The 12,145-nt window shown below is 48.6% G+C and carries 11 protein-coding genes; 6 read left to right on the top strand and 5 right to left on the bottom strand.

Annotation, left to right across the window (positions count from 1 at the left end):
- Window positions 1-9: 9 nt before the first annotated feature.
- The 5 genes from fahA to EBR25_00195 all read right to left on the bottom strand — a co-directional run bounded on the left by fahA (window position 10) and on the right by EBR25_00195 (window position 6,283).
- Window positions 10-1,278, bottom strand: coding sequence for a fumarylacetoacetase (gene fahA / locus EBR25_00215; protein ID NBW39406.1), 1,269 nt, complete (start codon window positions 1,276-1,278; stop codon window positions 10-12).
- Between the two features lie 14 nt (window positions 1,279-1,292).
- Entirely contained in the window at window positions 1,293-2,306 is a 1,014-nt protein-coding gene (locus EBR25_00210) for a hypothetical protein (GenBank protein NBW39405.1), read from the bottom strand.
- A gap of 133 nt (window positions 2,307-2,439) precedes the next feature.
- A complete protein-coding gene (locus tag EBR25_00205; protein NBW39404.1) occupies window positions 2,440-3,558 on the bottom strand; it encodes a M20 family peptidase in 1,119 nt (372 codons plus the stop codon).
- On the bottom strand, window positions 3,555-5,057 hold the full coding sequence (argH, locus tag EBR25_00200) for an argininosuccinate lyase (GenBank protein ID NBW39403.1): 1,503 nt from the start codon (window positions 5,055-5,057) through the stop codon (window positions 3,555-3,557). The genes EBR25_00205 and argH overlap by 4 nt, the downstream gene beginning before the upstream one ends.
- A 41-nt stretch (window positions 5,058-5,098) precedes the next feature.
- A complete protein-coding gene (locus EBR25_00195) occupies window positions 5,099-6,283 on the bottom strand; it encodes an argininosuccinate synthase (GenBank protein NBW39402.1) in 1,185 nt (394 codons plus the stop codon).
- Window positions 6,284-6,367: 84 nt separating this feature from the next.
- Here EBR25_00195 and EBR25_00190 point away from each other — a divergent pair, with 84 nt between their 5' ends.
- From EBR25_00190 to argB, 6 genes are read left to right on the top strand one after another with little or no spacing between them, the layout of a single operon-like run.
- Entirely contained in the window at window positions 6,368-6,841 is a 474-nt protein-coding gene (locus EBR25_00190; GenBank protein ID NBW39401.1) for a hypothetical protein, read from the top strand.
- Between the two features lie 16 nt (window positions 6,842-6,857).
- A complete protein-coding gene (locus EBR25_00185) occupies window positions 6,858-7,946 on the top strand; it encodes a hypothetical protein (GenBank protein NBW39400.1) in 1,089 nt (362 codons plus the stop codon).
- Window positions 7,947-7,950: 4 nt separating this feature from the next.
- On the top strand, window positions 7,951-9,027 hold the full coding sequence (argC, locus tag EBR25_00180; GenBank protein ID NBW39399.1) for an N-acetyl-gamma-glutamyl-phosphate reductase: 1,077 nt from the start codon (window positions 7,951-7,953) through the stop codon (window positions 9,025-9,027).
- Window positions 9,028-9,050: 23 nt separating this feature from the next.
- Window positions 9,051-10,226: an aminotransferase class III-fold pyridoxal phosphate-dependent enzyme gene (locus EBR25_00175; GenBank protein NBW39398.1), complete on the top strand. Its 1,176-nt coding sequence runs from the start codon at window positions 9,051-9,053 to the stop codon at window positions 10,224-10,226.
- On the top strand, window positions 10,223-11,239 hold the full coding sequence (locus tag EBR25_00170; GenBank protein NBW39397.1) for an N-acetylornithine carbamoyltransferase: 1,017 nt from the start codon (window positions 10,223-10,225) through the stop codon (window positions 11,237-11,239). Before EBR25_00175 ends, EBR25_00170 begins: the two co-directional genes overlap by 4 nt.
- Complete coding sequence (argB, locus tag EBR25_00165; protein NBW39396.1) at window positions 11,232-12,128, top strand: acetylglutamate kinase; 897 nt, start codon at window positions 11,232-11,234, stop codon at window positions 12,126-12,128. The genes EBR25_00170 and argB overlap by 8 nt, the downstream gene beginning before the upstream one ends.
- Window positions 12,129-12,145 lie beyond the last annotated feature (17 nt).

The following is a 12,145-nucleotide window of genomic DNA, read 5'->3' as shown; positions in this document are numbered from 1 at the left end:
CTCTTCCTCCTATCTCTCAACAATCAGTTGTTCATCAATGCATGCTGGCAAGATCTTCCCGCTCACTTCTCCAAACCCTATAGTATAGCCATTCCCTGTTGCATACCCTGAGAGGGTTAAGGTGTCTCCATCTCTTAAGAAGGTACGCGTTTCCCCTGAAGGAAGTTGAATTGGGCGAGTCCCCTTCCATGTTACCTCTAATAGCGAGCCATAAGAATCAGGATCCGTTCCACTGATAGTTCCTGAGGCTATTAAATCCCCTACCCGTAAACTACAGCCATTACTAGCATGATGAGTAATCTGTTGGGCAGGGCTCCAGTACAGATTGCGCGCATTCGTTCTGGTAATCACTTCAGGCTGCCTGAGATCAGGAGTCGTTAAATATGCCTCCAACTGGATGTCAAATCCATTCTCTCCCCCCTGACGCAAATACGGAAGCGGCTCAGGATCTTGCTTGGGACCAGCAGCCTTAAACTCTTTCAAGGCGTCCATAGTAACGATCCACGGGGAGATAGAAGTTGCGAAGTTCTTCGCAAGGAATGGGCCGAGTGGTACGTATTCCCATTTCTGAATATCACGCGCGCTCCAGTCATTCACGAGCACCATGCCGAATATATAATCGTTTGCCTCTTGTATTGAAATCGGCTCACCGAGTGCGTTCTCTTTCCCGATGATCAGTCCAAGTTCGAGCTCATAGTCCATGAGTCGACACGGCCCAAAAGACGGGAGCTCCTTATCATCAGCTTTCGTTTGTCCACATGGTCTACGGATATCGGTCCCAGAGATCACAACCGAACTTGCCCGTCCGTGATATGCTACGGGAACATGTAACCAGTTCGGAAGGAGGGCGTTATTCGGATCTCTGAACATGCTCCCGACATTTGTTGCGTGTTCTCTCGAGGAGTAAAAATCAGTATAGTCTCCAATTTCGATCGGGAGTAAGAGCTGAACTTCACTCTGCTTTACAAGAACCTCTTTCAATAAAGAGGCATCTGACTGGATGATTGCACAACTCTCATCAAGCAACTGTTGTATTGTACGCCTTACTTTTTGCCACTCACTTTTCCCCTCCTGCATAAACCGATTCAGGGTAGGCGATTGAAAATAGTCTCCCTCCAGAACTCCTTTTTGTTGGAGTACTGTCAGATCAAGTATCTCTTCTCCGATGGCAACCCCGATATGCGGTGCGCCTCCATCACGAGAAAACACTCCATACGGAAGGTTCTGAATCGGAAAGTGAGAGCTCTCTGCAACCTTAACAAATGACTTTTGTACCACGAATTTCTGCTCCCTTATTGTTTCATCCAACCGAGATTCTCTGCATCCATCACCGGCTCCTCAAAACTACAGCTCCCGAACGAAAGCACAAGCTCGTGCCGAGCCTTCTCTATCTCAGAAAACAGGAGACGATGCCCAAACCAAGAGACCGAGGATGCGTCAAAGACTGGCAGTTCCACGTTATCCTCGGTAGCACTGAGAACGGTAGCACTGAGAATAGGAACAAGTGCTGAGGCTGGCTCATTGCGAAGAAAAGCAACGAGTGCGGCGAAGTAGACATTAAAAAATCCATGAACTAACTCTGTACGTCCTCCCTCCTCTGAGCGTGGAGCGTGTCGAAAGGGATGATGTAACCCTGCCGTAAACTTGATAGGAACTGCGTGAGCCGAAACCGTTTCAAGGGTTATCGCTATGCTCTCCGGGGAAGGGATGAGATGGTTTTGTATTCCACCGCAACGCAACTTAAATCCAGAAAGCAGCCTCGACTCACTATTCCTCGCTGCTATTTCCTCTACGACTTTTTTCATGCTCTCCTCCCAGTCCGAGTGAAGAGCGAGCTCGAAGAATATTGAGGATAAACCTTCTGCGAAGTGACTACTGATAAGAAATTCATGTTTGTTACGCAACACGTCAAGACTATTGCTATGCTCTTGAATTCGACACTCAATCATATCCAACAGAACACGCCCCTCACTGCGTTCGACAAGAGAGAAGACTTCAGCAATTTCGCTATCAGAATCTCCGACAAGGAGAGAAATCCGAAATGGATTGTCCGCAGAGAAATGAGCCAGAAGATCGTCTTGAAGCGAACGGAAAGATTCGGCAGTAATAACGAACCGAGAGAGGATCCAACTGGATGAAGACTCTCGGTACTTAAGAAAATTCTTGACTGCCACTTCCAGCGGAAGACCAGCTGGAGGGAAAAGGCCTGCATAGTCCACCATGTTCGAGAAGAAACAGCGAGCGAACGGGCCACAGGAATTCCCCGCTGGTAGGTTCTCGGTTGTTACTTTCTGATGTGTGTTCATATCCCTAATTACTGAAACGAAAAGACCTCCCTTTCTTGTACCATTCGAGGGATACGATCGCTATGGGCAGTATCGGATATGGAAATTTAGATTTGTCAGAAATATCAATTTGTTAGCGATTACACCGTTCCTCTCATCGACAAGAAGCAAATGCCTGAATAACCTTGTCGTACTCCTCACACGCTCGCTCAAGCTCTTGCACAGGAGCATACTCATCCATCTGGTGAATGACTTCTTTTTTGCCAGGACCAAATGTCACCGCAGGAATCCCCACTTCGATAAAACTACCACAATCGTTCCCCCCTCGTGCAATTCGGTGCTCAACTGCGGGATGTGCCGCTTCAAACGCACGGACAAGCGAACTATCTATCGGACAAAATGCACACTGGCACGGATCACGTAATCCTACCACCTTCCCAAGATCGCCGAGCGCATCCTCCATAAGACTCTTCACCTGAGGATGTAGTTCTGGCGTAGTTCGAATATCCCACCGAAGTAACACAGACGACGGAACACTATTCACAGAACTCTCACTTGAGCGGATCCCTGTCATCGTTACCGCTGGCTTGCCCAACTGCTCATGCACAAATGACTTCCCCCACTCCTTCTTGAGCTCCTCTATTCGGCTCATCGCTTCAAATGCAAGTTCAGGAGCGTTGGTGGTCTTCCCCGCTGCTTGAGAGGCATGGCAAGCCACCCCTTCAATGACAAGCTCAACATGGTGCACTCCACGATTTCCAAGTTCTATGTACTCAAATCCCGTTGGCTCACCAACAATGCAAATGACATCTTCATAACGACTCTGCCAGTTCTCTTGAAAATATTGCACATATTCGCGAGACCCCCGTCCTGTCGTCTCCTCCTCTCGCACGAACGAAAAGAATAGATCAAGCGGCGGCACTTCATCTCGATATCGATCCACAAGCTCTAAAAAAGCGGCAAGGCTCGCTTTCATATCACTCGCGCCCAGCCCATATACTCGACCATCTGCAACTACACCAGCATCTGCTCCCACGGGGGGATAACCCCATTCACTCAGCGTTCCAGCCGAAACGGTATCCGTATGTCCATTGAAGATTATTGCTTTCGTTTGATTTTTTCCGGGGATGCGACAGAAAACATTATTCTCTTTTTGCTCCGGCTGAACACCAGCATCTTTCAGATAACGAAAGAGCCACTGTGCTATTGCTTCTTCATGGGAACTCTCTGAAGGTATCTGAATCAGAGCCTGTAGCTTTTCGATTACATTCATTCTGAAACTCTTTCACTCTCCCCAAGAACACGAGCCACTTCACTCGCAGTCCGATGGACAGCTTCTTGGATTCTGAGACGGACACCCTCACGGGCCCCCTTGCACGCTTCCCACTCCTTCACGAAAAGCTCAACAGAGAGCTTGGTAGCCTCCTCACTTGGTCCCCCACGGTGCTTTCTCCGAGATAGAGCCACTTGAGGCTTCAGGACCTCTTTGAGGTCCTCTGGATTCACACTGAGCGAAGTGCCGAGCTCCTCGGCATAACGCACCAGATCTGACTCCCGAAGGTCTTCCAAGGGAAGACCTCTCTCCATGAGATCGTTCACTGCCTGCCCTACAATCTTATACACGAGCCGATACGGCAGACCAGTCGTCTGCGAAACAAAATCAGCTACGTCTGTCGTTAAGGAATAGTTCTGCTTCACGAGCACTTCCATACGCTCACGGTGAAAGCGCATGCTCCCGAGTACTTCTGTGAGCACTCCCAGCCCAGTTTTGAACTTCCTCAGCCCGAGTTCCACGTATTCTTTTAACTCTCTTGCATCTCGATTGTATCCGGCTGGAAGTCCTGAAAGGAGCTCAAAGCCTGCAAGCATCGAGCCTGCGACCTGATTCCCAGATGCTCGAAGTAATTCGAGGGCATCGGGATTCTTCTTCTGTGCCATGACTGAGCTTCCCGTAATTGGGTGAAGTCGTTGTGCCACAGAGTCTCCCAACTCGAGAAATCCATATTCAAACGTCGCATACTGTAAGGTATCGGTTGCAAACTTTGAAAGCTCTATCGCACCAACGGAAAGTATCTGCAGCAACTCGTACTGGAAAAAGCCTCGGTGACTGATCGCATCAAGTGGCACTTCCCACACCTTTTCAAATCCAAGAAGCTCAGCCGTATACTCGCGGTCAATAGGCCAAGAAGTACCGAATGATTCTACTGAGCCAAGAGGGCACTGATCATAGCGCGATAAGAGCGAGAAAAGCGCTTTATGAATACGAACAAACCCCCCACAGTACATAAGACACCACTGTGCAACCGTTGTTGGTTTCCCTGGCTGCATGTGGGTATACCCGGGCATCACCCAATCAATATGCTCTTCTGCAAAGGTTATGAGCTGCTTGATTACATGCTCTAACTGTATCGCAAGTTCACACGCTTCCTCCCGCAAGAAGAGGAGCTCCGTTACCATCACCTGGTCGTTACGGCTCCGCGCGGTATGCGCTGATAGACCAGCTTTCTCTCCTGCCCGTTCGACGATCTCTTTTTCGAGCGTAAGCTGTGCTCCTCGATTTGGATCAATCGAAAAATTCCCTTGCTCGTTCAACCGCTCAATGTCCGCCAGCGCCTGCAGAATTGCTACTGCAGAACTTTGCGAAACTATTTTCGTTCGTGCAAGCATCAACACATGTGCTCTTGTTCCCCAGATATCTGAGGCAACCATCTTCATATCAAGCTGCATCTGCTGGGGTGAAACAACAAACTCAGAGACTGTCTTACTGACCACGAGAACTCCTTTCCTTTTCTTCCTTCGAGCCGACGTAGATCTTACCCGATCCGATGCAAGATGGCAGACCCCATGCCGTAAATCTTTGAGAAACCACGGGCTTCTTCTCCACTCCAGAGAGAGGACTCCTCCCCGTAGAGCGTTCCCGCAGAGAGGGCTGATTTATCAGCCTGAACACCAGTGATAATGCAGTGCCCCTTCTCGTACCGGAGACGCGCTAACCCTGTGACTTTCTGTTGTGAAGAATCAAAGAACGCTTCCAGATCTCTCATGAGCGGTTCATACCACTTCGCTTCGTGCATGAACGTGCCATAAGTCTGGGCAACGGTCTGCTTCCATTCGAGTTGGCTCTTACTGAGGACAATCTTTTCAAGCTCCTGATGGGCTCGGATGAGCGCTAACATCCCTGGTGCTTCAAACGCAATCCGTCCCTTTATTCCAAGAATCGTGTCGCCGACATGAACGCCTCTCCCGTAGCCATACTCGCCCCCAATCGCATTCAGCATGGCGAGGATCTCGTGCCCAGCCATATCGGTGCCATCGAGAGTGACAGGGACTCCCTTCTCAAATCCCACCACCACCTCACGTGGAGCATCACTCACCCTTGCAAGCGAACGGGTCAGAACGTATGCCTCTTCAGGAACTGTTTGCCACGGGTCGTGGGTCTCACCTCCTCCAATGGTCACACCAAAAACTCCTTGATTGATTGAGTACTTCTTTTTCGCAGCAGAAATTTCAAGGCCACGCGCTTTCAAGTACTCCGTCTCCTCCTCTCGAGTCAGTCGAAGCTCTCTGATGGGCGCAATCACTTCCAGCTCAGGTGCCAGTGTTTGAAAGGTGACGTCAAATCGAACCTGATCGTTTCCAGCTCCTGTTGAGCCGTGTGCTACTGCGATTGCATCAATCTCTTTTGCAATCTCTACGATTTTTTCTGCTTGAATAACTCGTTCAGCTCCTACCACCAACGGGTATACACCACCCCGTAGTATATTCCCCTGAATAATTCTCGTGCCAAACCGTTCGAACACCTCTTGGACGGCATCAAGAGTAACGTGTCGAGTCGCCCCAGCCTCATAAGCAACTGATTCAATCCGAGAGAGTTCCTCAGGCGAAAATCCGCCCGTATTCACCGTTACGGTGATAACCTCATATCCCTTTTCTTGAAGATACTTCACGCAGTAGTTCGTATCGAGCCCCCCGCTGTAGGCAACAACGACTTTATTCATCTCATCTCCTCTTTAATGAAGCATACGGGCAAAAGCTAGCCTAAATTGAATAAATATGCAAAATATATTGAATAAATATTTAATATGGGGGATTATCCTCTCCAGACCAAGACCACAAGAAGGATTGACCTGATGCCAGATTCTAAAGAAGCCCGTCAAACAGCCCTTGTAGAACTCTTAACGGAGTCCCCTTACTACTCGCAACAAGAGATCTGTGATGCGATGAAAGCAGCTGGATTCTCAGCGGCACAACCAAGCATCAGCCGAGACTTACAAGAACTGGGGATAATAAAATTTTCAGGTCGTTATCTTCCGCCCTCTGCATTAAAGGAAAAACTCCCTGAAGGTCTTACTGATGCTATCATACCTGCTGGCCCCTACATGATTGTTGTACGAACAAAACTCGGTGCGGCACAACGAGTGGCAGCTGAGATTGATGCCGTGTCTATTGAAGGGCTCATTGGAACAGTCGCTGGGGATGACACAATTTTTCTCGCCTTTGATGATCCGTCTCAACAAGCACCCGCTCTTGATTTCTTAACTCAGAAACTTCTGTAACTGGCTGGAGATAATGATGCGAAGAATAATACTTGATAAAATATCATCATCCACTAAAAACGTCTCACTTACACGTGAAGCACGAATCACTGAGGAAGTTATTGCCAAACCGGGATACGTACTTGCTGGCAAGATCCACGGAGAAAAAACAACCTATAATGAAATTGAAAACCTCTCTGGACGCCGAATCAGGCTGCATGCTGGAGAAGTACTCGCTGGCACCCTCGGGCACCGAGATGCCTTGCATGGGTATTCAGGAAGGGTCCCCGATAAAATCTCGATTGGGGATAGGCTCCAGGTCCTTAATATGGGGGGAGTAATCGGAGAATGTACTTCTGCAAACCCACAAGTAGGCAAACCTTTTGACTTCGAGGTGCTGGGAAGCATCCTCGTTTTTCCTCAGTTTGAAAGCCGCCAGGGAGAGCCCGCTCACGTGGCACAACACGGTGCATTACAATGGCCGAATGGGCAAGAAATAAACTTCTCAAGGAAAGTACCAGTAGTTTTCGTTGCAGGCACTTGCATGCAGGCGGGGAAAACGAGTGTTTGCGCACGCATGATACGCGGCTTGAAAAACTCAGGGCTTACTGTTGGTGCTTGCAAGCTGACTGGAGTTTCTCTATTACGGGATATTCTTGAGATGGAGGATTACGGGGCAGATACTGCACACACGTTTATCGATGCTGGCGTTGTTACCACCGATAGCGAATCCGCTGTTCCGACGGCCCACCTCGTCTTTCATACACTGATTGAAGAAGGGGTGGATGTCATCGTAGCAGAACTCGGAGATGGAATTCTGGGAACGTATGGTGTGAAAGAGATTCTTTCAGACGCTACGCTCATGCAGATGGCTACCACGTTTGTCTTATGCGCGAATGATCCAGTAGGAGCCTGGGGCGGAGTAGAACTCTTAAAGGAACGATTCGGGCTGCGTCCTCAAATCATATCAGGTCCAACAACAGATAACCTTGCTGGGATTAACTACATTGAACGCGAACTCGGAGTTCGAGCTATCAATGCCAGAAAGAATACAGAAGAACTGATCAGTTTTGCGAATCAATGTATTCAAGAAAAAGCGACACCGTGTATTCCATCAACAGAGTAATATTATGACTATTGACGATACATTGACGACTCCAACAGTTGCAGTAGCAATCTTCGGCGGCACTGGGTATGGCGCAGGAGAGCTGCTTCGACTCTTGGCACACCACCCTGATGTGAAAGTTGTTTCAATCAATTCGCGAACTCAGGTCGGAAAACTCGTAACAGATATCCACCCGCACTTGCTTGGATTCTATGATACGCTTCGTTTCTCAAGTGAGTTAGATATCGATGCGATTAAAGAGCATCCACATCGCATAATCATTAGTGCTCTTCCACATGAAGTGAGCGGTAAAACAGGAGAAGCTCTAGAGCCGACACGCTCACTGCTCAATATGAAGTTTATCGATCTCTCAGGAGCGCATCGACTATCGGCACAAGATTTACATCAGCAATTCTACCCTGGAACGCCTCGTAATGAGGAGTTAGCGACAAAGTTCGTCTATGGGCTTACCGAACTCGCGAGCAATTCAGTCTCAACTGCATCTCATATTGCCAACCCAGGATGTCTGGCCACTGCCTCAATCCTGTCACTGGCTCCGATTGCCTCTCTGATCAAGCCAGCCTTCATAGCATTCGACGCAAAAACAGGTTCTTCTGGCTCAGGTCGAGAACTAAAAGAGGGCACTCATCACCCAACCCGGCATGCGAGCTATACGGCATATAAGCCTCTCTCTCACCAGCACGTACCAGAGATCAGTTCATGCCTGAAACACATCGGATTACCATCGTGCGAGACGAGCTTTATTGCACAAAGCCTTCCGATTGCACGTGGCATCTACGTTACAACGCATGTGCACAACAAGACGAGTCTGAATGCGGATCAAGTCGTTGACGCCTTCGAGGCTTTCAGCGCCCAACATCCATTTATTCGCTTTCGCAAATCGCCACCACATCTACAACCGGTAGTCGGCACAAACTTTTGTGACCTCTCGGTAGCCATAGATGATAAAAAGCTCATTGTCATGGCTGCAATTGATAACCTGGTTAAGGGCATGGCTGGACAAGCCATTCAAAATCTTAACCTGATGTGCGGGCTCCCGGAGGAACGCGGCTTGATGATCCCTGGCACTCGTCCCTACTAAGTAAATCAAGAAAGGAATAACGTATGGATGCGATAGCTCCTCTCGTAAATACATATCCCCAGTACCCCTTTGAAATTACCCACGGAAGCGGGGCATATGTGACTGGTTCTGATGGAAATACATATCTCGACCTTTACGGCGGGCACGCCGTATGTGCACTCGGACACAATCATCCTCGAATTCAGCAAGCAATTGCTTGCCAATCAGAAAAACTCTTCTTCTACTCGAATCTTACTCGCCTCTCGATTCGGAACAAAGCCGCCGAAGCTCTACTCACCTTTGCGAACAACAGAATGAGTTCCCTATTCTTTTGCAATTCTGGTGCTGAAGCGAACGAGAACGCACTCAAACTGGCTGTTCAACTCACGGGACGTTCGCGAATCGTGGCATTCAAAGGGGGATGGCACGGCAGAACCACAATGGCTGCTGCTGCTACAGACGACCCATCGTGGCATGCAAAAACACCAGGGTGGACTGGGAATGTCCTCTTCCTAGAACCGAATAATATCGCTGAGCTTGAGAAGATTGATCAGACATGTGCAGCCGTGATTATTGAACCCATTCAGAGTATCGGTGGAGTTAATACGATCGAGAATGAATTCCTTATTGCGCTTCGACAGCAGACGAGCAAAACGGGAACACTTCTTATTTTTGATGAGGTGCAAACAGGAGTAGGCCGCACAGGAGTCCCGTATGTTAATGGACATGGTCACCGAGATAGTTCAATGCTCACGCACGGCATTGAAGCGGACATGAGCACAACAGCAAAAAGCCTAGCAAATGGATTCCCGGTCGGAGCAGTTCTTTTTACCGCCGAGATTGCTCAAGAAATTGCACTTGGAGATCTCGGATCCACCTTTGGTGGAGGACCACTAGCGAGTGCCGCCGTTCTTGAAACAATATCAATCATCTCGAATGAACATCTCATGGAACGAGTCCAAAGATTTGAAGACGCGATCCGCAGCGAGCTTTCGTGCTGCTCTCTTGTGCAAGAGATACGCGGACATGGCTGTCTCCTTGGTCTCGTCTTATCAGCACCAGCACAACGCGTCGTGACTGGACTCAGAGACAAAAGAATTCTTGCGGGAACAAGTGGCGTCTCGAACGTGATGCGCCTTCTTCCCTCTTATCAGGTCGAGGAAACGCATGCGAAACAACTGGCCGAGGCGCTAGCCGACATTGGAGAAGGCCTGACATGAAGCACTATACACAAGCCAAGCGATGTTCTCTTGATACACTGCTCTCACTGCTCCAAGCAGCGTCTCTGATGAAATATGAACGGCGATATCCTGACCTTTCAGGGAAAATTCTCGGAATGGTATTTATGAATCCATCTTTGAGAACCAAACTTTCTTTCGAGGCCGCAATGGCTCGATGTGGAGGCCAAGCACTTTCAATTACCCCAGGAGAATCTTCTTGGGCTTTTGAAGAGCAGCTCGGCATTCGAATGGATAGTGACAGACCTGAACATTTGAAAGATGCGGTACGAGTGATGTCTCGCTATGTGGATGCGCTTGCACTTCGAAGCTTCGCAAAACTTCAGTCAGTTACGGAAGATGTGCAAGACACCACCTTACGCCGCTTCGAGGATTGGTCAACTGTTCCAGTTATGAGCCTTGAATCAGCGGTTGAGCATCCGTGTCAGATGTTAGCTGACATGTTGACAATCAAAGAAATCTGCACCGAACCGAAGGCAAAGAATTTCTGTCTCAGATGGGCTCCGCACATCAAACCCTTGCCGCTTGCCGTTCCCCACTCAGCGATTTTCGCTGCAGCACACCTTGGCATGAATATCACGGTGTGTGCTCCAGAGGGGTATGAATTGCACACTGAGTTTATTCAGTACGCGAAAGAAACCACCACATTCCTCGGAGGCACATTCGCCCAAAGCCATGATCCGAGCAGCTTACCAGATGATACAAAAATCGTTTATGTAAAAAGCTGGGGAGCGAGCTCGCTCTATAATCAGCCAGAGCGGCAACGCCAAGACTTCGAACGGCACGCGCACTGGATGGTGGATGCGCCTCTGCTACAAGAAGAGACGCGCCTCTTACATTGCATGCCGATACGGAGAAACCTCGTAGCGACTGATGCGGCTCTTGACCACAAAAATTCGGCAATCATTGAACAGGCTGAGAATCGACTCTGGGCACAGCTCTCTATTCTTGAATGGATTTTTACTAATGACGATGGAGTGATACAAAATGACTGAAGTAGATTTACAACTCTTAAAGACCGCAATTCCCTATATACGAGCCTATAAGGGGAAAATATTCGTGATTAAGTTAGGGGGTGAGATATGCAAACCAGGCAAACACCTCAAAAATCTCATGGAGCAGCTCTCGCTTGCCTACCAGCTGGGCATACAGCTTATCATTGTGCATGGCGGTGGTCCTCAGGCAAATGCTCTAGCCGATAGGTTGCAGATCGAGTCTGAGTTTATTAATGGAAGGCGAATTACTTCTCCTGGGATGCTGGAAGCTGCAAAGATGAGTTTTGCTGGAACAGTAAATACCGATCTTGTTGCGGCGTTGAATGCAGAGGAAGTTCCAGCGATTGGAATGAGTGGGATTGATGGAGGACTCGCAAAAGCCTTTAAGCGCCCTCCTCAAACGGTATCAAATGTTGAGACTCAGCAGGAACAGAATGTTGATTTTGGTGAAGTTGCAGACCTGAAAGGAATTGATCCTCACGTGCTGTATTCTCTTTTAGAAAAGGGGTTTGTCCCTGTTATCTGCTCACTCGTTTCAGATACTACGGGCAGAATCTTAAACATTAATGCTGATACACTAGCAGCAGGAATTGCAGAAGCTGTTGGAGCTCAAAAGTATTGTTTGCTCTCGCCCGTCGATGGAGTGATGCGTGACATAAATGACCCGACCTCGCTACTTTCAGAAATCACACTGACCCAAGCAGAAGAACTCCTGACTGATGGTACCGTTCAGGGTGGAATGCATACAAAAATTCAAAACTGTATTGAGGTTTTGAAACGGGGAGTTCCAAGAGCTCACATTGCAAACGGCTTAAAACCAGATGCGTTCCTCAACGAGATCTTTACCAATGAGGGATCAGGCACGTTGTTAATTGCCGAAAAGAGTTAGTAAGCAGTCATTCTCTG

It is taken from the genome of bacterium (assembly GCA_009926305.1).
Taxonomy (GTDB): domain Bacteria; phylum Bdellovibrionota_C; class UBA2361; order UBA2361; family RFPC01; genus RFPC01.
Note: the sequence above shows the minus strand (reverse complement) of the source record. Positions and strands in the feature narration are given on the sequence as shown.

What these genes read in the sequence shown, in the direction of transcription:
- EBR25_00210 (NBW39405.1), bottom strand. Translation starts at nt 2,306, where the DNA reads ATGAACACACATCAGAAAGTAACAACCGAGAACCTACCAGCGGGGAAT.
- EBR25_00205 (NBW39404.1), bottom strand. Translation starts at nt 3,558, where the DNA reads ATGAATGTAATCGAAAAGCTACAGGCTCTGATTCAGATACCTTCAGAG.
- EBR25_00195 (NBW39402.1), bottom strand. Translation starts at nt 6,283, where the DNA reads ATGAATAAAGTCGTTGTTGCCTACAGCGGGGGGCTCGATACGAACTAC.
- EBR25_00190 (NBW39401.1), top strand. Translation starts at nt 6,368, where the DNA reads ATGGGGGATTATCCTCTCCAGACCAAGACCACAAGAAGGATTGACCTG.
- EBR25_00185 (NBW39400.1), top strand. Translation starts at nt 6,858, where the DNA reads ATGCGAAGAATAATACTTGATAAAATATCATCATCCACTAAAAACGTC.
- argC (NBW39399.1), top strand. Translation starts at nt 7,951, where the DNA reads ATGACTATTGACGATACATTGACGACTCCAACAGTTGCAGTAGCAATC.
- EBR25_00175 (NBW39398.1), top strand. Translation starts at nt 9,051, where the DNA reads ATGGATGCGATAGCTCCTCTCGTAAATACATATCCCCAGTACCCCTTT.
- EBR25_00170 (NBW39397.1), top strand. Translation starts at nt 10,223, where the DNA reads ATGAAGCACTATACACAAGCCAAGCGATGTTCTCTTGATACACTGCTC.
- argB (NBW39396.1), top strand. Translation starts at nt 11,232, where the DNA reads ATGACTGAAGTAGATTTACAACTCTTAAAGACCGCAATTCCCTATATA.